21 protein-coding genes are annotated in these 23,265 nt (G+C 35.3%); 12 read left to right on the plus strand and 9 right to left on the minus strand.

Annotated elements, in window-relative coordinates:
- Positions 1–233: 233 nt before the first annotated feature.
- Complete coding sequence (leuS, locus tag ACKTTZ_RS05220; RefSeq protein WP_407847674.1) at positions 234–3,047, minus strand: leucine--tRNA ligase; 2,814 nt, start codon at positions 3,045–3,047, stop codon at positions 234–236.
- Between the two features lie 172 nt (positions 3,048–3,219).
- Positions 3,220–3,696 (minus strand): lipocalin family protein, encoded by a 477-nt coding sequence (locus ACKTTZ_RS05225; protein ID WP_034693028.1) that lies wholly within the window; start codon positions 3,694–3,696, stop codon positions 3,220–3,222.
- Between the two features lie 145 nt (positions 3,697–3,841).
- Between ACKTTZ_RS05225 and ACKTTZ_RS05230 the strand changes: the two genes are divergently transcribed.
- From ACKTTZ_RS05230 to ACKTTZ_RS05240, 3 genes are read left to right on the plus strand one after another with little or no spacing between them, the layout of a single operon-like run.
- The gene (locus ACKTTZ_RS05230; RefSeq protein WP_051934236.1) at positions 3,842–4,873 is read left to right on the plus strand and encodes an acyltransferase; all 1,032 of its coding nucleotides are present in this window, start codon (positions 3,842–3,844) and stop codon (positions 4,871–4,873) included.
- Positions 4,874–4,895: 22 nt separating this feature from the next.
- Positions 4,896–5,651, plus strand: coding sequence for a glycosyltransferase family 2 protein (locus tag ACKTTZ_RS05235; RefSeq protein ID WP_034693026.1), 756 nt, complete (start codon positions 4,896–4,898; stop codon positions 5,649–5,651).
- The gene (locus ACKTTZ_RS05240) at positions 5,651–6,277 is read left to right on the plus strand and encodes a deoxyuridine 5'-triphosphate nucleotidohydrolase (protein WP_407847677.1); all 627 of its coding nucleotides are present in this window, start codon (positions 5,651–5,653) and stop codon (positions 6,275–6,277) included. Before ACKTTZ_RS05235 ends, ACKTTZ_RS05240 begins: the two co-directional genes overlap by 1 nt.
- Before the next feature lie 408 nt (positions 6,278–6,685).
- Here ACKTTZ_RS05240 and ACKTTZ_RS05245 read toward each other — a convergent pair whose 3' ends face one another.
- The 6 genes from ACKTTZ_RS05245 to ACKTTZ_RS05270 form a co-directional block, all read right to left on the minus strand.
- Positions 6,686–7,924: a 3-deoxy-D-manno-octulosonic acid transferase gene (locus ACKTTZ_RS05245; protein WP_407847679.1), complete on the minus strand. Its 1,239-nt coding sequence runs from the start codon at positions 7,922–7,924 to the stop codon at positions 6,686–6,688.
- A gap of 5 nt (positions 7,925–7,929) precedes the next feature.
- The gene (locus ACKTTZ_RS05250; protein ID WP_034693019.1) at positions 7,930–8,274 is read right to left on the minus strand and encodes a cupin domain-containing protein; all 345 of its coding nucleotides are present in this window, start codon (positions 8,272–8,274) and stop codon (positions 7,930–7,932) included.
- Complete coding sequence (locus tag ACKTTZ_RS05255) at positions 8,271–8,738, minus strand: DUF1648 domain-containing protein (protein WP_034693016.1); 468 nt, start codon at positions 8,736–8,738, stop codon at positions 8,271–8,273. Before ACKTTZ_RS05255 ends, ACKTTZ_RS05250 begins: the two co-directional genes overlap by 4 nt.
- 22 nt (positions 8,739–8,760) lie before the next feature.
- A complete protein-coding gene (locus ACKTTZ_RS05260; protein WP_407847681.1) occupies positions 8,761–9,477 on the minus strand; it encodes an NlpC/P60 family protein in 717 nt (238 codons plus the stop codon).
- 85 nt (positions 9,478–9,562) lie between these two features.
- The gene (locus tag ACKTTZ_RS05265; protein WP_034693012.1) at positions 9,563–10,210 is read right to left on the minus strand and encodes an O-methyltransferase; all 648 of its coding nucleotides are present in this window, start codon (positions 10,208–10,210) and stop codon (positions 9,563–9,565) included.
- 117 nt (positions 10,211–10,327) lie between these two features.
- Entirely contained in the window at positions 10,328–10,483 is a 156-nt protein-coding gene (locus ACKTTZ_RS05270; RefSeq protein WP_407847683.1) for a CCPGW family putative bacteriocin, read from the minus strand.
- A gap of 814 nt (positions 10,484–11,297) precedes the next feature.
- Here ACKTTZ_RS05270 and ACKTTZ_RS05275 point away from each other — a divergent pair.
- From ACKTTZ_RS05275 to ACKTTZ_RS05285, 3 genes are read left to right on the plus strand one after another with little or no spacing between them, the layout of a single operon-like run.
- Entirely contained in the window at positions 11,298–11,891 is a 594-nt protein-coding gene (locus ACKTTZ_RS05275) for a hypothetical protein (RefSeq protein ID WP_407847685.1), read from the plus strand.
- A gap of 51 nt (positions 11,892–11,942) precedes the next feature.
- A complete protein-coding gene (locus tag ACKTTZ_RS05280) occupies positions 11,943–12,515 on the plus strand; it encodes a hypothetical protein (protein ID WP_034693008.1) in 573 nt (190 codons plus the stop codon).
- A complete protein-coding gene (locus ACKTTZ_RS05285) occupies positions 12,478–13,482 on the plus strand; it encodes a hypothetical protein (RefSeq protein WP_407847688.1) in 1,005 nt (334 codons plus the stop codon). The genes ACKTTZ_RS05280 and ACKTTZ_RS05285 overlap by 38 nt, the downstream gene beginning before the upstream one ends.
- A 53-nt stretch (positions 13,483–13,535) precedes the next feature.
- Here ACKTTZ_RS05285 and ACKTTZ_RS05290 read toward each other — a convergent pair whose 3' ends face one another.
- Entirely contained in the window at positions 13,536–14,369 is an 834-nt protein-coding gene (locus tag ACKTTZ_RS05290; protein WP_034693006.1) for an OmpA family protein, read from the minus strand.
- Between the two features lie 87 nt (positions 14,370–14,456).
- Here ACKTTZ_RS05290 and tilS point away from each other — a divergent pair, with 87 nt between their 5' ends.
- The 6 genes from tilS (at position 14,457) to ACKTTZ_RS05320 (ending at position 23,109) form a co-directional block, all read left to right on the plus strand.
- Positions 14,457–15,809, plus strand: coding sequence for a tRNA lysidine(34) synthetase TilS (tilS, locus tag ACKTTZ_RS05295; RefSeq protein WP_407847690.1), 1,353 nt, complete (start codon positions 14,457–14,459; stop codon positions 15,807–15,809).
- Positions 15,782–16,342 (plus strand): RNA polymerase sigma factor, encoded by a 561-nt coding sequence (locus ACKTTZ_RS05300; RefSeq protein ID WP_407847692.1) that lies wholly within the window; start codon positions 15,782–15,784, stop codon positions 16,340–16,342. The genes tilS and ACKTTZ_RS05300 overlap by 28 nt, the downstream gene beginning before the upstream one ends.
- Positions 16,343–16,422: 80 nt before the next feature.
- Positions 16,423–17,382, plus strand: coding sequence for a redoxin domain-containing protein (locus tag ACKTTZ_RS05305; RefSeq protein ID WP_407847694.1), 960 nt, complete (start codon positions 16,423–16,425; stop codon positions 17,380–17,382).
- 333 nt (positions 17,383–17,715) lie between these two features.
- Positions 17,716–19,785, plus strand: a complete 2,070-nt coding sequence (locus ACKTTZ_RS05310) for a thioredoxin family protein (RefSeq protein WP_034693001.1) — start codon at positions 17,716–17,718, stop codon at positions 19,783–19,785.
- 135 nt (positions 19,786–19,920) lie between these two features.
- Entirely contained in the window at positions 19,921–21,462 is a 1,542-nt protein-coding gene (locus ACKTTZ_RS05315; protein ID WP_407847696.1) for a T9SS type A sorting domain-containing protein, read from the plus strand.
- A gap of 108 nt (positions 21,463–21,570) precedes the next feature.
- The gene (locus ACKTTZ_RS05320) at positions 21,571–23,109 is read left to right on the plus strand and encodes a T9SS type A sorting domain-containing protein (protein ID WP_407847698.1); all 1,539 of its coding nucleotides are present in this window, start codon (positions 21,571–21,573) and stop codon (positions 23,107–23,109) included.
- The last annotated feature ends 156 nt before the right edge of the window (positions 23,110–23,265 follow it).

A 23,265-nucleotide genomic window follows, 5' to 3' on the forward strand; every position in this document is an offset into this window, starting at 1 on the left:
TAAATTATATTGTTTTAAAATTTTACAGGGTGTAAATTAAAGGCAAAATTAATTAAAATGCAAGAGTCTTAATTAAACATTTTGCTTTTTTTTGATAAAGAAAATTTAATACGATTTCGAAATAGTAATTATTTTAAATTATTTTATTTATTTTTTCCAAATTTAACATTTCAGTTAAAAAATCAAAAAAATAAGACACCCATTTTTTTTAATTTCCCAATGTTAATTTTTTTTTAAATTACGATATTCACAATACGGTGAGGGACTACAATGATTTTTTTAGGGGTTTTACCCTCCAAAATCTGTTGCATTTTCTCGTTCGAAATCACCAAATCTTCCACTTCCTTGGCAGATAATTGAGCTGAAAGCGAAATTTTGAACTTCATTCTACCATTTACACTTACCGGATACTCAATTTCGTCTTCAACCAGATAATCTTCATTCAATGCCGGGAATTGTTCAAATTCTATCGATGTATCGTTTCCTAGTAAACTCCACAATTCTTCACAGATGTGAGGAGCATAAGGAGAAATGATAACGGCAAGCGGTTCTAAAATATTGCGTTTGTTACATTTTATTTTCTGAAGCTCATTTACAGCAATCATAAAGGATGATACTGAAGTATTGAAAGAGAAATTTTCAATATCGTATACTACCTTCTTTATTAAGGTATGTAAAACTTTGTATTCTGCTTTTGTAGGTTCTTCGTCTGAAACTTCAAATACGTCTCCGTTGAAATACAGGTTCCAGAATTTTTTAAGGAAACCATATACTCCACTTAACCCTTGAGTATTCCAAGGCTTGGATTGTTCTAAAGGTCCTAAGAACATTTCGTACAATCTTAAACCGTCTGCTCCGTACTCTCCACAGATGTCATCAGGATTTACTACGTTATATTTTGACTTGGACATTTTTTCTACTTCACGATCTGTGATGTATTTTCCGTCTTCCAAAATAAATTCTGCCTCAGCATAATCCGGTCTCCATGCTTTGAAAGCTTCTGTATCCAATTCATCAGAAGTTCCTTTTAATAAGGATACGTCTACGTGAATCTGTTGAGTCTGGTAATCCTTAGCTAAATTTTTAGATACATATTGATTCGTACCGTCAATTCTGTATACAAATGCACTCATTCCTAAGATCATCCCCTGGTTGATCAATTTCTGGAATGGCTCATCATGGCTGATGTAGCCTCTGTCTTTTAAGAACATGTTCCAGAAACGGGAATATAATAAGTGGCCGGTTGCGTGTTCGCTTCCTCCTATATATAGATCTACCTGTCCCCAATAATCTGCTAACTCTTTTTTAACAAAAGTTTCTTCATCGTTAGGATCCATATATCTAAGGAAATACCATGAGCTTCCTGCCCAACCTGGCATCGTAGATAATTCTAACGGGAAAATAGTTTTGTCATCAATAAGATCTATAGCAACTACTTTCTGGTTAGCTTCATCCCAAGCAAATTCTTTTGCATTTCCTAATGGTGGATCTCCATCTTCCGTTGGCAAATATTTTTCAACTTCAGGGAGTTCCAAAGGTAAAGCAGAAGCTGGCAACGTGTAAGGCATTCCATCCTTATAATATATAGGAACTGGTTCTCCCCAATAACGCTGTCTTGAGAAAATAGCATCACGCTGTCTGTAGTTTGTAGTTCCATGACCGATTCCTTTCGTTTCGATCTCGGAAATCATTTTTGCTTTCGCTTCATTATAATGTAATCCGTTTAGGAAATCTGAATTTACACAAACGGAATCTTTGGAATCAAAAGATTTCTCCTGAACATCTTCTTCAGTTTCCACCACTTTTTTGATTTCAAGATTAAATTTCTTCGCAAATCTATGGTCACGCTCATCGTGTGCCGGAACTGCCATCACAGCTCCTGTTCCATATCCCATCAACACATAGTCTGAAATATAGATTGGCATTTTTTCATTGCTGAATGGATTGATTGCATAACTTCCGGTGAAAGCTCCGCTCACGTTTTTCACGTCAGACATTCTGTCTCTCTCCGTTTTTTTGGAAGTTTCTTCAATATAAGTATCTACTTCTACTTTTTGAGCATCCGTAGTAATAGTTTCCACTAAAGGATTTTCCGGAGCCAACACCATAAAGGTAGCTCCAAAGATGGTGTCAGGTCTTGTGGTAAATACCTCAACGGTTTCATCATGACCTTCTACATTGAACTGCACCTGAGCACCCTGAGATTTTCCGATCCAGTATTCCTGAGAATCTTTCAACGGTTGTGGCCAGTCTAAGGTATTTAATCCCTGTAATAATCTTTCAGAGTATGCAGAAATTCTCATGCTCCACTGCATCATTTTCTTCTGGAATACCGGGAATCCTCCTCTTTCGGATTTTCCATCCTTCACCTCATCATTCGCCAATACTGTTCCTAATGCAGGACACCAGTTTACTGTCGTTTCTGCTCTGTAAGAAAGACGATAGTTTAAAAGGATATCTTCTTTATCAATTTCAGAAGCATTCTTCCACTCTTCTGCAGTGAAATTTAATTCGTCGTTCTGATTGGCATTTAATCCTTCTGTTCCTTTTTCTTCAAAATGCTGAATCAAAGAATCAATAGATTCCGCCTTATCAGTATTTTTGTTATACCACGAGTGATACAATTGAATAAAAATCCATTGTGTCCACTTATAATATGAAGCGTCTGAAGTTCTTACTTCTCTGCTCCAGTCGAATGAGAAACCGATTTTCTTCAGCTGCTCTTCGTATCTGTTGATATTCTGTTCTGTAGTAATAGCCGGATGCTGTCCTGTCTGGATCGCATATTGCTCAGCAGGAAGTCCAAAGCTGTCATATCCTACCGGGTGGAGTACATTAAACCCCTGGTGTCTTTTGTATCTCGCATAGATATCCGATGCAATATATCCCAGCGGGTGACCTACGTGAAGTCCTGCTCCTGATGGATATGGGAACATATCGAGTACATAAAACTTAGGTTTATCTGTGTTATTAGAGGTTTTATAGGTTTGATTTTCCTCCCAGTATTTCTGCCACTTTTTTTCTATCTGCTGATGATCGTAAAACACTTTGTATGTATGTTATATGTTAGACTGAATTATTTTTCTTTTTCACAAGATTCACAAAATTAGTGATTTTAAAGTAAATAGAAATTGAATTTATAATGAATTGCAATTCTATCCTCAACAAAAAAATCCCATCCGGAGATGAGATCTGTTTTATATCCTGAAGTATATACTATTATTGAGTAACTCTTTTGAAGGTATATGTTCTTGTCTGGAATATTTTTGGATCCTGAGTCTCCTCTCTCACAGCAAGATTGAGCGTTGTAGCATCCAAAGTAATAACCTTCGCATTCTGAGGCTCTACGATTCCCTGAATTTTCATCTGAACGTCTTTCCCTTCCTTATTATAAGTATAATTGAATTTTATATCTGAAAGAATAGCACACTGACCAGGTGTAGCAGTATCTCCCCAGTTCGTTTTCCCTCCCTTAGAATCAACGCTGAACCACCATCTTGTCTGCTTCTGACAATCTGTATAAGTAATCGTGTTAGAAACCGGGTCTTCACCAACTTCTACAGTGGTAACTACTTCTTTTAACGGTTGCCATGTCCCAACAAGAGGAGCTTCCAGAACAGTATCATTGTCACTACTACAGCCTGTAGCTGCAGCAAACAAAGATAAACCTGCAAATAGTAATGCTAATTTCTTCATAGATCAATTTTTTCAAGCGCTAAAATTATAATTTTTTTGATTTATATTACTATTTTTTATGAAAAATTATTTCATCGACGATTATTTATATATATTTAAAAATAGGGACACCCCATTTTCCCTTTATTTAACAAATAATGAATACATGAGCATCGTTCATTCTATTAAAAAAGTTATTTTTGCAGGAAACAAAATACAAATGCAGGATATTACGAGAAACAATTTTGATTTTATACGTGTTCTCCTTGCCTTTATTGTCTTTCTGGGACATCTTGGCACACTCAGCGCTTCTCCTGATCTCAAGATTTTTGAGCACAGCCCTATAGAAATTGCTGTTTTCGGTTTTTTTGCAGTGAGTGGATTTCTTATTGCAAGGAGCTATGAGAGGTCTTCAAGCCTGAAAAGCTATTTAAAAAAGAGAATCAAAAGAATTGTTCCTGCCTACTTATTGGTTATTTTTTTATGCGCAATTTTATTAAGCCTGGTAAGTACCTATTCTTTCACCGAATATTTCAGCAATACACAAGTTTACAAATACCTATTTTGGAATTCATTATTTTTAAATTTTAAAGCACCCTGGCTTCCCGGAGTTTTTGGGAATCAAGCAGTGAATGGTGCCCTATGGACGCTGAAAATAGAAATGTGCTACTATTTTGCGGTTCCTCTGTTGTTTTTGCTTTTCGGAAAAAATAATAAATACAGAAATACAAGTTTGATTATTTTATATTTCTTATCACTTATTTATCTGAATTATTTTGAATCTTTAAATAAAATTTCACTTGCCAAACAGCTTCCTGGAACATTATCCTATTTTATCCCTGGAATGTTGATTTACTTTAATTTTGATAAATTCATCCAACATAAAAATCTCATTTTCATCATTGCATTCGTCACCGTGTGGATTGATTTATTTTTAAAAGTTCAGCTTTTTTCTCCAATGATGATCGGGGTTATTGTAATGTACATTGCCTATTCATTCAAATTCTTAAATAATTTCGGAAAATATGGAGATTTCACCTATGGAATCTACATTTTCCACTTCCCTATTATCAGAACTTTCCAGACTTTAGGATTGTTTGAAGATTACAATCCATTTGTAATGGCTTTGGTATGTATGTTGGTGGTTATTGCGGTAGGTGTAAGTTCATGGCACCTTTATGAAAAAAGATTTTTATAATTTTGTAGTATAGAAAACATAAATGAAAGATCTAGTCTCCATTATTACTCCCTGTTATAATTCTGCAGAATTTATCGAGGAAACCATACATTCTGTTCTTAACCAAACCTATGAAAACTGGGAATGGCTTATTACTGATGACCTTTCTAAAGATAACACTGTTGAGATCATCAAAAAATACAATGATCCCAGAATAAAACTTCAGGTACTGGAGAAAAACGGAGGTGCCGGAAATGCAAGAAACAATAGCCTTGAGAGGGCACAGGGAAGATATATTGCCTTTCTGGATTCCGATGATTACTGGTATCCCGAATATCTGGAAACGATGACAGATTATATGCAGGAGTACAAAGCAGAACTTGTTTATTGTAATTATTCAAGATGCGATGAACAGCTTCAACCTATTCTGAAAGATTTTATGGCGGATAAGGTGGTTACATTCTCTAATCTTCTCAAAACATGCCGTCTGGCACCCGTATCTACAATGTATGATACTCAAAGAGTTGGCAAATTTTTATTCCCTGTAAAAAGTAAACGTGAAGATCATGTGATGTGGCTGAATCTTTTAAAAGTAATTCCGGAAGGTATTCCTGTAAAAAAGACTCTGGCCAAATACAGGATGCGCGAAAACAGCGTTTCCAGAAACAAAAAAAACATCATCAAAGATCAATATCTTGTCTATAAAGATTTCATGGGATTCTCCACAGTAAAATCGTTGTATTATACGGCTAACTGGGCATTAAACGGATTCCTGAAATATTCGAAAATTTTCAATTAATGGAGTATTCAAAAGAGTTCAAAGCCGCTCTGAGTGCTTTTTCCGGAACGGAGAAGGACAAACTTATTTTCAGACTCCTGAGAAAGGATAAATTATTATCTAAAAAACTCTACTTTGAACTGATTGATCCGGAAACCACGGATGATAAAAGAAACACAATGGAAGAGCATGTGGAGGAACAGCTTCTTCTGGCTTCGAAATATGTGGGAAATGCCAAATATTTCCTGTCTACTGTGCGAAAAATAAGTGCTGAAATCACCGAGCATGTAAAAATCACGACTGATAAATTTGGAGAAGTTTCCCTGAATCTTCTTCTTATCAACAAGGTACTGGAAAACAACAGCGACCTCAGCAGACAAAGGTTTGACAATGTTTATAAACTTTACATTTACATCATCAACAAGGTTTTCAAATCATTGATTCTTGTAAAAAAACTGGATGAAGATTACTGGATGGAAATTGATGAATATCTGCGTGATACTCAGAATAAACTTTTAGAGAATCATTATCTTCAAAAACTTTGTATTAACAATGGCCTTGACTTCAACTGGTTGAAATGCGACAGAATTCCTGAAAACATTGACCAGATTATGAAAGAGATTAAAAGCCAGGGATTCTTAAGATAACCTGAGTTTGGGTTAAGTAAATATTGAAGGTGGGAAGCGGGAAGAAATAGGATGGAGGTAATTATTTTTAGTTATAAAATTACAGTCGCTTCACAAGTAAATACAGAAGTTGTTTCAACTTATCAAAAAATATGGGATATCTATTAAAACCATTAAGAAGGATTTAAGAAATAAAGTATAGTTAAGATGAATCATTCTGATTTTAAGCTTAAAGCGAAGCTCATCTTAATACTCTCAACACCTTAATACATCTTAATGTTTCAATAAACAAAAGTTTAAACAAATTGAAATTGACTCTTAAAAAAGAGAAACAGCCATTGTTGATGCTCTTCATACCTTCACTTCTTCCAGCTTCCATCTCCCAGCTTCAAAACCATCTCAATCAGGAATTCTTATCCCGAATTCAGGTTAAGATAATATTTTCTGAAGGATCATTCTGGTAGAATCTGGTTTTTCATCTACAAATTTTCCGGCGTTTTCGGACATTGAGGCAAGTTCTTCTCTGTTATCTTCGTTCACGAGAAATAAAACAAATTCTGAGGCTGTATATTCGTCAGGGAAAGACTTTCCGCCATTGGCAGAGATCAGGTCGTCAGCTTCCGGATTCTTTTTGTAATGATTTCCAAAGATCACCGGAACACCAAAAGTAGCAGCTTCCAGAATATTATGAAGTCCGGCATCATGAAATCCTCCTCCTACAACAGCTACATCTGCATAAGAATATAATTTTGATAATAAACCAATACTGTCTATGATCAGAATTGGAGTATTGAAAGTTGAAGATGTTGTATTTTGTATTTCGCTGTACAGTAAAGCATCCGGGAATATATTTTTCAAATGCTCAACTCTTTTCAGATCATGGGGTGCTATGATAAGTTTTGCTGAATTATTTTTGCGGGAAACTACTTCTGCTATTTTCTCTTCTGCCTGCCACGAACTTCCAAAGACTATTGCTTTATTTTCACCAATAAAGTCTGCAATAAAATCTACATGATTATTTCTTTCACGCAGCTGTTTTACTCTGTCAAACCTGGTATCTCCTGTTACGGAAGACTGCGTTAATCCAACACTTTTCGCCAAAGCCAATGAAAACTGCGTCTGGTGGAAAAACCAATCTACATTTTTCTGAAGCTGCTTCACAAACCATTTTCCATAGGAAGTAAAGAAAGACTGTCTTTCATAGAACAGGGCAGAAATAACATAAATCTTTGTCCCTTTGTTTTTCAATTCTGCAAAGAGGTTGTACCAATAATCATATTTAACCGTAAAAAATAGTTCAGCATTAAATTGGTCTGTAAATTCTTTTACAGCATTTTTTGTATCGAAAGGTAAATAACAAATAGCGTCTGCAATATGTTTTTTCTTCACCACATTTTCATATCCCGACGGCGAAAAGAAAGTCACCAGTACTTTGTGCTGAGGAAAATTTTCTTTAAGCTTCTCCAGCACAGGCAATCCCTGCTCATATTCGCCCAGACTTGCAGCATGCATCCAAATTACTTGATCTGTTTTTGAAAATGCAGATTTCACTTTATCCAAAGACTGCGCTCTTCCTTCAACGCCTTTTTTAGTTTTATCATTAATCAACGCAAAAGCCTTCATTCCGAAGGTAAGTAGACTGATAAATATATTGTACAGAAATGCCATTTTAATTATTCTTTAATTTCAATTCTGTCATAATCCGTAGGCGGATTTGATATGACTAAAAACTCAATTTCTTCCTCTGATTCATTGGAGATAAAATGCTTCACTCCCGGCTCAATGGATATAGATTCTCCCTGCCCAACAAGGAATTTTTCTCCATTGATATAGAACACTGCCTCTCCTTTCAGAATATAAAAAAACTGTTCTGCCACTTTATGAAAGTGCAGTTTCTCTGAAGTTCCTGCAGGCATTTTCTCCTGCTTTACGGATAAGTTTTGGGTATTTTTAAGAATCCAGCTGTCACATTGGTTTCCCCAGATATAATGTTCTGAATTATCTTTAGAATGTATCATTTGAATAGATAGGCAATAAAAAGCAATGCAGGAGTAAATAACACGACAGATAAAAAGATGGTAGCAAATGTAATTCTCGGTTTAGCCTGATCATCTACAGCATATCTGAACATATAGTCCTGAATATTCATAAAAATAACCGCCAAAAACAAAAAAAGAATTCTCAAACCAATCTTCATAATTAAAAACTGAGCATTCATATTCTGCGCTGTAATTTCTACCGGGAAATTAGTGTCTTCGGGATGTCTCATGCCATACACAAACAGAGCAAATAATCCCAGAGCCAATACAGGCATCAGAAAGGCATACATTCTCCCTCCAAATCCATCCGCTTTTCCTTCCATATCAAAATGTACAGGAATCCTCTCTGGCAACGTGCTATAGTTTTTCAGGGTAAACCACCACAGAAAAACGACTAATCCAAAATTAAAAATATCAAAAGTTGTAAAAAGAATATTTTCCATTTCAGATGAGATTGAATTAGGATTAGATTACACTTTTCAGCACTCTCAGTTTATGAGTATGCTTATTCATTTCTTTATTGAAAATCCCTGTGGAATCCAGCGTGTCTATTCTTACTTTTCCGGAAGCATGGATGATCTTTTGATTTTCCAGCATAATTCCTACATGAATAATTTTCCCTTCTGCATTTTCAAAGAATGCAAGATCTCCAGGCTGCGTTTCTTCAATAAAAGTAAGTGCTTCACCTACCTCAGCCTGTTGTGATGCATCTCTGGGTATTTTTATATTGTGAATTTTGTAAACCAATTGGGTAAATCCGGAGCAGTCTACCGCGAAGAAACTTTTTCCTCCCCACAGATAGGGTACATTTAGGAACTCTTTTGCTGTCAGGGCAATACTTTCACGCACATCATGACTTCTTCTTGAAGCAACCACCGGAAACTCCACTTCGGAACCTATAGAAAGTAAAGTTTTACCATCGTTCATTAATACGGAAGAAAAATCTTCAGTAACGACAGTCACTTTTCTTTTGGCCAGCTCTTCGTCTGTTATAGGCTTCAGCTGCTTGGTATCCATCCATCCTTCATAGCCATCATAATGCATTTTTATCTTGGTCCAGTTTTTATCTACCTCCAAAATATCTGCACTTTCCCCAAACAATATTTCCGTAACAATTTCAGCTCTGTCAGAATTTTCTGCACGAACCGGCGCTACTGTAACAATACAAACTCCTTTATTCATTAATTTTCAATTTAAAGATTGAATTATTTAAAGATTAAAAATACGATGTGTATCTCTTTAAATGTTTAATCCTTGAATATTTCAGTTACTTTCTGCGTAGAAAGTTGACTCCATCACGCAAAGGTAAAATAAGATTTTCAAAATCTTCGTCTTTTGCTGCCAAATCATTTAATTCCTGGATAGACTGGGTAGATTTCAGCTTCGGATTTTCTTCCAACACTTTACCATACCACAAGACATTATCAAAAAGAATCACCGTTCCTGATTTTGTATGCGGTTTGATCAGTCTGAAATATTCAGCATAGTTTTCTTTATCGGCATCTACAAAAATCAGATCAAAAAATTCATCTGTTTCTTTTAAATATTCCTTGGCATCCTGGAGTTTAAAATCAATCTGACTGGCATATTCACTAGACTCAAAATATTTTTTAGGAAGATAAGCAAGATCTTCATTCACATCCAAAGTTGTAATTTTTCCGTCTTTTGATAATCCTGATGCAAGACATAGTGTAGCATATCCGGTGAATGTTCCAATTTCAAGAATACTTTTCGGCTGCATCATCTGGGAAATAATCGTCAGCAATCTTCCTTGCTGATATCCGGAAATCATATGAGGCTGTGTGGTTTTCTGATAGGTTTCTCTTCTCAACTTTTTCAGAATTTCGGATTCCGAAGAAGCGTGTGCCTCCAAATATCTGTCCATTTCAGGATTCTTTTCTTCAAAAAAACTCATACCATTTTAATTTAAACAAATTTAAGGATTTTAAAGCTAGCTTTTAAACCCAATAATAAGATACAAAAAAAGAGAGAAATTAATCCCTCTCTTTTTCTTAGCCTGATCTAAATTTTATTATACGGCTATACAATATTGTCTTATACCGGCACAAACCCATCCTGGGCAACACTTTGTTTGTGGGCTAGTACAAAATATCTGTGGATTACACCCATTAATAGCACCTTGTACAGTTTTCATTTCTCCTCTTGAAAGTTTTTTTAAATTTTTCATAATGATTTTAGTTTAGTATTAATTTCCTACTCTTTAGATTTTCGGACACCTCTTTTATTATTTCCTATAATGGAGATTTAAATATACATATTCTTTTATTAATCAACCAATTATAGGCCTTTAAATTATTTATAAAATGTATAAAAATATTCACCCAGTGAAAACCCCATATAAAATACCGTGAAAACACGGATGTTATTTTTGTGGTATTAGTTATAAGTTTGCAATAAGAATAAGGGGTAAAAACACTAAGAGAAAACAAGATGATTGCAGGAGAGACACAAACTAACCATGAGAATCACAAAAAAGTTATACTGAAAAGTAGAACTGATGCTTCTGCAGCAAAAAGTAAGACAGAAATATCCACTTCATTTTTGCAACGAATTATTTCACTCCTGAAAAAGGAAGAATTAATTTGATTAAAAAATAAATCCCGGCCACCTTCGGGATTTATTTTTGCTTTATACACAGATATTTCTTCTCAGGTTATCTCAGATTAAAACCTCATCATCATTTTTCCCAACATCTGTTCACAGAACTTCACTAAGTTCATTGTCAAGTTCATTCTCAGAACTCATATGGTAAGCCACAATACATCAGCTTGAAATATCCATGAATAGCCATTACTATTCAAAACTCTGATTCATATTTTACTTCAAAAGTCAAAATCCTCATAAAAAAACAGGAAAAACACCTGTATCTGACTGCTCATATGCTTCTACCTTTGATATAAGTTTTCCAACCACGAAACATTCAAATAAAGGAGGCACCCGAAAATCCTAAAAAAGAGTAGGGATATTTTAAAAACAACCACATGAAAACAAAGACTTTATTATTAATCGGAGCAATAGTGGGACTTGTTATGATATTTTCCCAGCTAAAACCTCAGGAAATGTCTTTTTATAAAGAAAAAGGCAATTACATTGTAGACCATAATTACATCCTGAAAGATGTGAAAAAAATTTCTGACGAAGACATGAAAAGTTTATTAAATCTTCAGAAACTTCATCAGAACAGTTTGGGTACCAATTTCATTATCTATAAAATCAACAGACAGTATGTAATCCGCGGATGCTTAATGAAAGCTAATATCGACTGGAAAAAGTATGGAGATCTAAGAGAAAAAGTGGAAGGAATTCTAAAAAAATATGGAGCTAAAGAATTAGGAACAGATTATTATGCTATTCAAAACAACCAGGTTGCAACCAATGGAGCTTTGCTGAGCCAGAAAGATATTGCCTCTTTAAACAGATTAACCGTTAAGGGAGCAGAAGAATATACGATCTGTCCACCAACGATGGGTAGAAGAAATCTTACCAATGTGATTATAAAATCATACAAAGTCAATACAGCCATTGATCCAAGAATCAATGTAAAACTGAACAGTGTATTGATGAATTACAAATAACCTCAAAAGGCTGTTTTTAGTCCGAAGACAGCCTTTTTTAAATCTTTTGCCATGAAAAGAAAGCTACAGTTATCCGGAATTTTTATAATCCTATTGGTGGTCTTCACCATTGGTTTGAAAGGTACATTTGATGGTTACTATGGTTTTTATTATGAAAATAAAGACTATAAAAAACCACTGTTATATACTATTTCCGAAGACATTGCCCAATCAAAACCCGTCAATATATTTACTTCTTACACTGGTTTTGATACAGGATATGGTTTCTATGCACCCAATGTTGCCAGTGACTTTGTCATGAGCTTTGAATTAAAAGATCAAAATGGCAATATCCTTGAACAAAAAAATCTTCCTTATTTTAATAACAAAGAGAGCAGAGTAAGATATACGACTGTTTTTAACATGTTTCTTGATAAAATTTCCGATCAAAATAAGTACGACAAAAAGTATTATCAGTATCTGGATATCATTATCAGACAGATCGCAGCCCACGTGATGAAAGAAAATCCGCTGGCATCCAGTGTTACAACAAAGCTTTATCTGTACAACTACCCTACTGTTGCAGATTTCAAAAAGGGAAAAACGAATGAAAATCTTATTCTTATTGATGAATTCAAATACTAAAGTGATGAAAAATCTGAATCCATTCTATACCAAAATTGAAAATTTCTTTTTCAAACAAAATAATCAAACGGAATTTTTAAGTTTCTTTCGGATTGCCATAGGAATTGTGATCCTTTTACAATTTACTGCGGTACTGCCGGATTTTGAAAAATTATTTTCCAGTAGCAGTGTTATTCCTCAGGATATCATGAGTGTTTTTACACCAGACTGGCTGATTACCTTCTCAAAAATGGTAAGCTTTTTTCAGACCTTAGGGATTGAAGAAAGTACAACGATAGCCATAACCAAGGTATCGTTTATTACATTGTGTATTTTGATCATCACCGGATTGTATTCAAGGATCTCTGCATTTTTTTTACTTATACTGCAAATAGCCTTGCTTAAGGGAAGTTCTTTTTTTGCCTATGGTGCAGATTTTTTCACAAGCATGTCTTTATTCTATCTGATTCTTTTTCCTGCTGACCAGCACTTTTCACTGAGAAATTGTATTTTCAGAAGAAAACCTGGAAATACCAATATCACTCCAGTTAAAAGATTATTTCAGATCCATATTTCTATTGCTTACTTTTTTTCCGGGCTTGACAAAGCTTTAGGTTTCAACTGGTGGAACGGTGAATCTATCTGGAAAGCCATTCATCTGCCCTACTCCAACAGAGACCTGAATATTGATTTCAGCTGGCTGATAGAACACTCTTATATTCTGAGCTTGATGGGATGGAGTACCATTATTATTGAGATGTGTTATCCTTTCTTTATCTGGTACAAACCCACACAGAAAACATGGCTTTTTCTCACCATCTCCATGCATATAGGAATTGCGCTTGTACTCAATTTATATTATTTTTCAGCCATTATGATCGTCTGGAATATCACCAATTTTTATTTTGAACAACCTGCTAAAAAAACAGTTTCGTCTCCAAAGAAAAAAATATCGGCAGATTATATTCCCAAACAGGTTGGCTCATAAAAAAAACAAATCCCGAATTGCTTCGGGATTTATAATAATATAGGGTTTAGTCATTATTTCTTAGGAGCGATATCCATCAGTTTCATAAACTCATCAAGTTTAGGCATAATGATGATTTCCGTTCTTCTGTTTTCTGATCTACCTGAAACGCTCATATTAGTTGCTTTCGGGTTGTATTCAGAACGTCCACCAGCAGTGATTCTTGCCGGATCTACTCCAAACTGAGTCTGAAGAACTTTAGCAACTGAAGTACCTCTTAATGCAGAAAGATCCCAGTTGTCTCTTGGAAGATTTGGAGAGTTCAACGGAGCATTATCGGTGTTACCTTCAATTAATACAGAGTATTTATCGTAATCGTTGATTACTTTTGCTACTTTACCTAACACTTCCTGAGCTGCAGGCAAGATGTTGTAATCTCCTGTTTTGTATAGCATTTTATCAGAAAGAGAGATCATTACTACTCCTTTCAATACTTTTACCTGTACATCTTCATCTGATACATTATCCAATGATCTCTTCAGTTTATTAGACAATGCCAGATTCAAGCTGTCATTTTTAGCGTTACTGGAGATCAATTGCTTGATATAAGAATTGGAAGCATTGATTTCTCCTACCAGTTTATCAATGTTAGCAGAACTTTTTCCTGTATTGGACAGACATGCATCAAGTGATGATTTTAATGCATCGTGCTGGCTTTTCAACAAGTTGTTTTCACCTGCCAATGCAGAGTTCTGAGATTTCAAATCCTGAATTTCTCTCTGTCTTTCTCCAATATTTTCAATACACTGCTTATAGTTTGTGCTCAAAGCATCATACTGCTTTTTGCTGACACAAGATGTCATCCCCAGCGCCATTGCAGAAACTGCTAAAACTTTTAAAATCTTCATAAATAATCATTTTTAGACTACTCAAAGTTAGGAAAATTCAATTGAATTATATCGGTTATCTTTGCATAAAAGAAATTCTCAACATCTATGTTGGATCAATTAGCCTTCACCAATCAATTAAAAAGTCTCGTTCACCAACCGGAAAATCACACCTATCTTCTGGCTGTAAGCGGAGGTGCAGATTCTATGGTTCTGGCCTCTTTGTTCAGGGATTTAGGTCTTGAAATTCAAGATTCAGCATTTCGGTTTCAGGTAGCTCATATCAATTATAAACTTCGTGGTGATGATTCTAATCTGGATCAGAAAACCGTGCAGGATTTTTGTGAGAAAAATCATATAAAATTTCATCTGTATGAAGTTTCGGAAAAAGATCAGAAACCGGAAAACTCTATTCAGCTTTGGGCAAGAGAGCTTAGGTATGCTTTTTTTAAAGAAGTTCAGGAAAAAGAAAATCTGGAATTTCTCGTTACCGCACATCACCTTAATGATCAGCTGGAAACTTTCATCATTAATCTGTCCAAAGCTGCTGGCATTAATGGATTGACTGGAATTCCATCGAATGATAATAATATCCTTCGCCCTCTTTTAGATTTTTCAAAAAAAGAAATTTATCAGTTTGCTGAGGAGAATACTATTGAATTCCGGGAAGATCTTTCTAATAAAAAAAGTGATTATCTGAGAAATAAAATCAGGAATGAGATTGTTCCTCTTCTGATGGAAACCAACGATCACTTTCTGGAAAACTTCAGAAAAAGTTCTTTATATCTCAATCAGACTAAAGATTTTGTTCAGAAACAGATTCAGGAGATAGAAAATAATCTTACAATATTTAACCAAAACTATAAAATCTTATCAAAGGAAAAGCTGGATCAGGAAAGTGATTTCGTGAAATTTGAAATCTTAAAAAAATACGGATTCAATCAGGAAGAAGAAATCCCGAAAATTTTTAAAGCAGAAAACAACAGTTCTTTCTTTTCAAAAGAATATCAGTTGATCGTCAACCGTGATGAACTTATTTTTATTGATAAAAGCGAAGAAAAGGAAACTCCGGAAGAAATAGTACTGATCAAAAATTTTGATTTTTCTGAAAACCAGATCAGCATCAACCTCGTAGATGATATTGAAAACATGGTTGAGTTCAATAAAGGATTTGAATGGAACTTCGATGCTGAAAAGCTTCAGTTTCCACTCCTTTTGAGAAAACAACAGGATGGAGATGAATTTTATCCAACAGGGTTTTCAGGGAAAAAGAAGGTTTCTAAATTTTTTAGGGACGAAAAATTATCTGCTTTGATCAAGGAAAAGATCTGGTTATTGTGTGACTCCGGAAACCATATTTTGGGTGTCATCCCTCTCAGACAGGATCGCAGGTATCAGGCAGACAGAACTACTCAAAAAAAGATAACTGTAACGTGGACAGAAAAACAACTAATTCGTTAGCTGTTGATGATTTTAAGAAAGACAGCAATATAGCTTTTGGAATTTTATACCAACAGTATTTTGGTTATACTCAGAAATTTATTCTGAATAATAAAGGTAATCTGGAAGATGCAGAAGATATTTTCCAGGACGCATTACTCATTCTTTACGAAAAGCTCAATGCTGATGACTTCAAAATTCAAACCTGTCTGGGAAATTATATTATCGGAATTGTAAAAAATCTGTGGTTTAAAAAACTAAAAAACAGAAACTTTTATGTAGAGTCTCCTGAAAACTATTTCATGGAACATCAGGTGGAAATAAGTACTGCCATTGAAAATGAAAGGTATTACTGGGAAAAACTGGTTGGCTATATCAAATCGATCTCTTCACATTGTCAGAATCTGATCCATGACATTTTTATTGAAAATAAAAGTATAGAGGAAATTCAGGATAAATACCAGTATTCCAGCAAACATAATGCTCAGAATCAAAAATACAAATGTGTAGAGCAGATCAAGAAGATTAAAAATAACAGCATTTTTTCTACCTGATAATCAAACTATTAAATAAAATATTTTAATTCATGGGTGATTTTATTCTTGATCAGGGAACATAATAAGAAAAGAAATATATGTTCAGAAAAATCGTATTGAGCCTTCTTATACTAGTAGGAATTTCATTCAACGCACAAAGCGCAGGCATCAATTTTCAAAAAATTGATTTGGAAGCCGCGAAAAAAATCGCAGCAAAAGAGAATAAACTGATCTTCATTGATCTGTTCACCACATGGTGCGGACCTTGTAAGCTGATGGCAAAAAACACCTTTACTGACCCAAGAATCGGAGAGATGTTCAACAAAAATTTTGTAAATCTTGCCATAGACGCAGAAAAAGAAGGGCTAAGCCTTGCCAAAGAATTTAAAGTGGTAAACTATCCTTCCTTTTTATTCCTGGATTCAAAAGGAAAACTGGTTCAATATGATTTCGGATACTATAATCCTGAACAGTTTTTGGAAGTAGGAGCATCTGTCCTGAAAAAAAAGATGTCTCAACCCGGCAAAACTTTAGATCAGGTAAAAGGAAAAATGATAGGTGATAAAATTGATAATTTCAATGCAAAAGATCATTTAGGAAATACATTTTCATCATCAAAGGAAAACAAAAAACTGGTGATTGTTTTTATTCGTGGGCAATGGTGTCCTTATTGTAACAAATATATTGAAACATTACAAAATCTGGCTCCGGAGCTGAAATCGAAAAACGCAAGACTTGTCATTATTTCTCCAGAAAAACCGGAGTTTATAGAGAAAACGATCAGCAAAACAAAGACAGACTATACAGTTTTATATGATGAAGGATATAAAATTGCAGAAGCATTTGATGTTCTATATACCCCTGACAGTGAAACACTTAATTTTTACAACTCAAAATTAAAGGAGGATTTCGCTGACAGCAGATCAGATCATTCCGGAAGACTTCCTGTATCGGCAACCTTCATCGTTAATGAAGGGAAAGAAATTACATGGAGACATTTTGATCCGGACTATAAAAACAGAGCATCTGTAGAAGATATTTTAAAAAATCTGAATTGATTTTCTCAGAATTTTTTGCTCTGGAAAAGATCCTCATCATAATACCAAGTTGGCAAAATTGAAAAAATCTATAATCATTTTGAATGATAAAATAAGTAACACTTCTATTGCGATTAGGGCATAAGACAAAATATTTTAGGGATCAGGCTTAAAAAAAGAAAGTTTCTAAATTTTTTAGGGACGAAAAATTATCTATTTTAGCGAGGCAAAAAATCTGGACACAGACTCATTAGGAATAATACTGTATTTGACAGCTTTCCTTTCAGGTAAGACAGAAGATTTGCAAAGAATGAGAAAACGAAATGGAGTCTCAAAATTTTAATGAAATGAACAATGAAATTTAGAAATTGGTTTTTATTAATTCTACTATTTTTAGCGACAGGAATTAATGCGCAGATAAAAAATCCTGTAAAGTTTAAATTCACCATCAACGATTTGGGGAACAATCAATACGAAGCGGTATTGAATGCTACCATGGAAAGCGGATGGCATATTTACTCTAAAGATTTACCGGAAGATACCGGAATTCCGACCGAGTATAAAGTGACAGGAAAAAATATTGAGTTGATCGGAAAATTTACCGAAGTAGGTAAAAAACATGAAGAGTTTTCTGAAGCATTTGGAGGAACCATTGTTTTCTATTCCAATTCTGCAGGATTTAAGCAAAAATTTAAATTAAAAGATCCGACAAAACCTGCAGATGTCACTTCTGAGATTACCTATCAGACGTGTGACGACAGAGTTTGTCTGGCTCCCAATACTTTAGAATTCAACCAAAAGGTTACGCCAAAAGGGGCAACGGAAGAGGCTACGACCGAGGAAACTGCAGGTCCTGCTAAAGACTCTGTAAAAATAACTGAGACGGTTACTGAAAATCCTGCAAAAACAGAAGCTACGATCACAGAAACTTCAAAACTGGATCCTAAGCAGCTGAAAATTGAAAGTATTGATTTCAAAAAACCATTGACGGATTGCGGTACTGCCTCTACCAAAGTGGATGAAAACTACTGGACGTATCTATTTTTAGGATTTATCGGAGGATTAATTGCTTTGCTTACGCCATGCGTTTTCCCGATGATTCCGCTTACCGTTTCATTCTTTACAAAAGGAAGTAAAGACAAAGCAAAAGGGAAAAGAGATGCGCTTATTTATGGGTTTTTCATTCTTCTTATCTTCGTTTTATTGAGTATTCCTTTCCATATTATTGATGGAATTGCCGGAAATATCTTCAACGAGATTTCTACCAGCGTATGGTTGAATATTGCTTTCTTTATCATATTCATCTTCTTTGCCGGAAGTTTCTTCGGATATTATGATATCACTTTACCAAGTTCTATTGCCAACAAATCTTCCAAAGCAGAAGAGGCAGGAGGAATTATCGGTATTTTCTTCATGGCATTGACCCTGGTAATTGTTTCTTTCTCATGTACAGGACCTATTTTAGGAAGTTTACTAGGAAGCGCTGTCACAGGTTCATCCAATGTTCCAATGCTATTGACATTTGCTTTGGCAGGATTCGGGCTGGCATGGGCGATTATTTTTGGATTGCTGGCATTATTCCCGCAGGCATTACAAAGTCTTCCGAAATCCGGAGGATGGATGAATACGGTAAAAGTTGTTTTAGGATTCGTAGAATTGGCGTTAGCATTGAAATTCTTGTCTAAAGCAGATCTTGTATCCAAAACATTCTTCTTAAAAAGAGAACTTTTCATTGCGATCTGGATTATTATCGCATTAGGATTAGCAATCTATTTATTAGGATTGATCAGGTTCCCTCATGATGACAAAAAGCCTAAAATCTCTATCACCAGAAAAATATTAGGGGTATTGGGAATTGGTTTTGTGATCTACCTGGTTCAGGGTTTAATCCCGTCTGACCGTCCGAAACTTCAATTATTAAGTGGAATTTTACCTCCGCTGAACGTAAGCTATTTCCATGATGAAAAAGACGGAATTTTAGGAATGCATCCGGAACACGACTTCTTCAAAGCAATAGAACTGGCTAAAAAAGAAGATAAACCAATCCTGATCGACTTCACAGGATACGGATGTGAAAACTGTAGAAAAATGGAAGAATTTGTATGGAGCGAACCGGACATCTTACCGATTCTTCAGAACGATGTAGTACTGGCTTCTCTATATGTAGATGACAAGGAAGAGCTTCCTGAAGATCAGAAAACCAAAATTGACCTTGGAGACGGGCAGATCAAAAAGGTAAAAACAATTGGGGACAGATGGAGTTTATTCCAACAGGTGAACTTCAATAATAACTCTCAACCACACTATGTTTTAATTACTCCGGACGGAAAAGTAATCAACACGCCTGTTTCAGGGTATATGCCAAAAGAGGATTTCAAAAAATTCCTGGAATGTGGTGTTAATTTCTACAAAAAGAATAAATAAATTATTTACATATCATTCAAAAACTCACACTTTATCGTGTGAGTTTTTTGTTTTCATGAATTAAATAAACAACAAAACACCAAACGTAGTGTAAAATTAATTACATTTGAATAACCATCACTTATTCAAATACATATGAGATATTTAACATCTACTTTTTTATTTTTTACTTTTTCAATACTCACAGCACAGACTGCTCCTTCCATAGAATGGCAAAAAGCATTGGGAGGCACTCAGGGCGAATCTGCCAATGCTATTCAACAAACCTCTGATGGAGGGTATATTGTAGCGGGAAACTCTATGTCCAATGATGGAAATATTACAAATCACGGAGATTCTGATTACTGGGTTATAAAGTTAAATGCCTCAGGAAGTATACAATGGCAGAAATCATTAGGTGGAAGCCTCTATGACAGTGCCAATTCTATTCAACAGACAACCGACGGAGGATATATTGTGGCAGGAGAATCCACCTCTACCAGCGGAGATGCGACAGGAAATCACGGGAATTCTGATTACTGGATTGTAAAATTAGATTCCTCAGGAACTCTACAATGGCAAAAATCATTAGGTGGAACTAATGAAGACAGAGCAAAATCTGTCCGGCAAACCTCTGACGGCGGATATATTGTAGCCGGAGAATCTGACTCTACAGATGGAGATGTGACAGGAAATCATGGGAATCCCGATTATTGGATCGTAAAATTAGATTCCTCAGGAACTCTACAATGGCAAAAATCATTGGGTGGAAGTTCTTATGAAAGGTGTAATTCTATCCAACAAACATCAGACGGTGGATATATTATTGCAGGAGCATCCGCCTCTACTAATGGAGACATTACAGAAAATCATGGAAACGAAGATTTTTGGATTGTAAAATTAAATTCCTCAGGAGCTCTGCAATGGCAAAAAACATTGGCCGGAAATCTTGCTGACTCTGCAGAATCTATCCAGCAAACATCAGATGGCGGATATATTGTGGCCGGTGGATCTACCTCTGCAAACTCTGAGATTCCAACAGTTTTTGGAATATCTAATTATTGTGTGGCAAAATTAGACGCTGCCGGAAATACAGTATGGCAAAAATACTTTGGCGGTGCTGGTAACGATTATGCCTATTCTGTAAAGCAAACTTCTGATGGCGGATATATAGTGGCCGGCGGAACTTCTTCTGTAAACGGAGATGTAACAGGAAATCATGGAAGTAATGATTACTGGATAATAAAGTTAGACCCTTCAGGAATTTCACAATGGCAAAAGCCGCTGGGAGGAACCGCTTTTGATGATGCCTACTCTATTCAAAAAACAACTGACGGAGGATATATAGTCGCAGGCCAAATTTTTTCCACCGACGGAGATGTGACAGGACATCATGGTTCAGTAGATGCCTGGGTAGTTAAATTAAGTACTGAACAGTTAGGAATCTCCGAAAGTCAGAAAATGAATCAGCCCAACCTTTACCCTAACCCGGCAAAAGATTTCTTTTATGCAGATAACTTACCTCAGGAAAGCAACATTCATATTACCGATATGTCGGGAAGAAAAATTTTCTCAGAAAAGTACCATGAGAGAAAAATAAAAATCAATACTTCCGCATTCTCAGAAGGAATCTATATTGTACAGATAAAAAGCAAAGAGGAAATCATTCTTTCAAAGAAAATAACAGTCAGCAGATAATTTATTGACTAATACTTTAATCATTCGGGAGAAATAACATCATAGATTATTTTTTAGCGAATTGAATAAAATTAATTACATTAGAATAAACTAATACCCATCAAAAATATGAGAAACTTAACGTTTATTCTATCATTATTTATAACTTCAATTCTATACGCTCAAACGACTCCTTCCATTCAATGGCAAAAATCGATGGGAGGAAGTAATGTAGACCTGTTTCACTTTGTAGAACCAACTTCTGATGGAGGATATATTGTCTCAGGTTCTACCTTTTCCAACAACGGAGATCTTACACAGAATTTTGGCAGCAGGGACGCCTGGATTATTAAATTTGATTTCAACGGAAATATACAATGGCAAAAATTATTAGGAGGCAGCCAGGCAGAATTATTCCATTCTATACGGGAAACTTCCGATGGAGGATATATTCTTGCCGGAGGATCAAGTTCTGTAGATGGCGATCTTACCAGCAACAATGGTTTTGAAGATTATTGGATTGTAAAATTAGATTCAACTGGGGATATAGAATGGCAAAAATCGATAGGCGGAAGCGATCGCGATATTGCAAAAGATATTTTGCAAACTTCTGATGAAGGATACATTATTGCCGGAACAAGCTATTCTAATGATGGTGATGTACTGGGAAGCCATGGGGGTTCGGATATCTGGATCATTAAGACAAATTCCGCAGGAAATGTACAATGGCAAAAATCCTTAGGCAGCAGTTCAGCAGAACAAGTTCAATCTATCCAGCAAACTTCTGACAATGGATATATTATTGCCGCCACCACGGGAAATATTGCCGACGGAGATGTTACACAAATTTATGGAGGATCAGATTATTGGATTATAAAACTGGATTCATACGGGAATTTACAATGGCAGAAATCCTTAGGTGGAACAGGCTTTGATACTGCCAATTCTATTCAACAGACTTTTGATGGAGGCTATATTGTTGCCGGAATATATGAAAGGTCTATTTATCCTTATCCCTTAAATTCTGATTATGGCATCATAAAGCTAGCCAGTAATGGAGATGTACAATGGCAAAAATTTTTTGGAGGCAATAAAAGTGATGGTGCAAAATCTATTCAACAAACATCTGATGGAGGATATATAATTGCAGGGCTTTCCAATTCTAACAATGGTGACGTGCTGGGAAATCATGGAAATACTGATGCATGGATTATAAAAACAGATAACACAGGAACGCTTCAATGGCAAAAATCTTTAGGCGGAACCGGCAATGAAAATGCGGAGACTATCCGGAAGACCGTAGATGGCGGATTCATTATCATTGGATATTCCAGTTCCACCAATGGAGATGTTTCAGAGAACCACGGCAATATTGACGGGTGGATCGTAAAGCTAAGCCCGGAACAGTTAGGCATCTCCGAAAGCCAGAAAATGAATCAGCCCAACCTTTACCCTAACCCGGCAAAAGATTTCTTTTATGCAGATAACTTACCTCAGGAAAGCAACATTCATATTACCGATATGTCGGGAAGAAAAATTTTCTCACAAAAGTACCATGAGAAAAAAATAAAAATCAATACTTCTGCATTCTCAGAAGGAATCTATATTGTACAGATAAAAAGCAAAGAGGAAATCATTCTCTCAAAGAAAATAACAGTCAGCAGATAATGTATTGATAAATACTTTAATCATTCGGAAGAAATCATGTCAATAGATTATTTTTTCACCCTAAAACACTCATCCATTATTGCGTGAGTGTTTTGTTTACCTCTTCAGCTGATTAGGTTACTTGCCCAAACAATAAAGTCCTGATTTTTATTTTCA

This window comes from Chryseobacterium sp. KCF3-3, from assembly GCF_045865955.1.
Lineage (GTDB): Bacteria > Bacteroidota > Bacteroidia > Flavobacteriales > Weeksellaceae > Chryseobacterium.

Bases quoted from the DNA above. Each gene is read 5' to 3' on its own strand.
- ACKTTZ_RS05280 (WP_034693008.1), top strand. From the start codon at position 11,943: ATGAAAAGAAAGCTACAGTTATCCGGAATTTTTATAATCCTATTGGTG.
- ACKTTZ_RS05275 (WP_407847685.1), top strand. From the start codon at position 11,298: ATGAAAACAAAGACTTTATTATTAATCGGAGCAATAGTGGGACTTGTT.
- ACKTTZ_RS05315 (WP_407847696.1), top strand. From the start codon at position 19,921: ATGAGATATTTAACATCTACTTTTTTATTTTTTACTTTTTCAATACTC.
- ACKTTZ_RS05265 (WP_034693012.1), bottom strand. From the start codon at position 10,210: ATGAGTTTTTTTGAAGAAAAGAATCCTGAAATGGACAGATATTTGGAG.
- tilS (WP_407847690.1), top strand. From the start codon at position 14,457: ATGTTGGATCAATTAGCCTTCACCAATCAATTAAAAAGTCTCGTTCAC.
- ACKTTZ_RS05255 (WP_034693016.1), bottom strand. From the start codon at position 8,738: ATGGAAAATATTCTTTTTACAACTTTTGATATTTTTAATTTTGGATTA.
- ACKTTZ_RS05230 (WP_051934236.1), top strand. From the start codon at position 3,842: ATGAGCATCGTTCATTCTATTAAAAAAGTTATTTTTGCAGGAAACAAA.
- ACKTTZ_RS05235 (WP_034693026.1), top strand. From the start codon at position 4,896: ATGAAAGATCTAGTCTCCATTATTACTCCCTGTTATAATTCTGCAGAA.
- ACKTTZ_RS05260 (WP_407847681.1), bottom strand. From the start codon at position 9,477: ATGAATAAAGGAGTTTGTATTGTTACAGTAGCGCCGGTTCGTGCAGAA.
- ACKTTZ_RS05305 (WP_407847694.1), top strand. From the start codon at position 16,423: ATGTTCAGAAAAATCGTATTGAGCCTTCTTATACTAGTAGGAATTTCA.
- ACKTTZ_RS05225 (WP_034693028.1), bottom strand. From the start codon at position 3,696: ATGAAGAAATTAGCATTACTATTTGCAGGTTTATCTTTGTTTGCTGCA.
- ACKTTZ_RS05285 (WP_407847688.1), top strand. From the start codon at position 12,478: ATGAAAATCTTATTCTTATTGATGAATTCAAATACTAAAGTGATGAAA.
- ACKTTZ_RS05240 (WP_407847677.1), top strand. From the start codon at position 5,651: ATGGAGTATTCAAAAGAGTTCAAAGCCGCTCTGAGTGCTTTTTCCGGA.
- ACKTTZ_RS05250 (WP_034693019.1), bottom strand. From the start codon at position 8,274: ATGATACATTCTAAAGATAATTCAGAACATTATATCTGGGGAAACCAA.
- ACKTTZ_RS05270 (WP_407847683.1), bottom strand. From the start codon at position 10,483: ATGAAAAATTTAAAAAAACTTTCAAGAGGAGAAATGAAAACTGTACAA.
- ACKTTZ_RS05290 (WP_034693006.1), bottom strand. From the start codon at position 14,369: ATGAAGATTTTAAAAGTTTTAGCAGTTTCTGCAATGGCGCTGGGGATG.
- ACKTTZ_RS05245 (WP_407847679.1), bottom strand. From the start codon at position 7,924: ATGGCATTTCTGTACAATATATTTATCAGTCTACTTACCTTCGGAATG.
- ACKTTZ_RS05310 (WP_034693001.1), top strand. From the start codon at position 17,716: ATGAAATTTAGAAATTGGTTTTTATTAATTCTACTATTTTTAGCGACA.
- ACKTTZ_RS05320 (WP_407847698.1), top strand. From the start codon at position 21,571: ATGAGAAACTTAACGTTTATTCTATCATTATTTATAACTTCAATTCTA.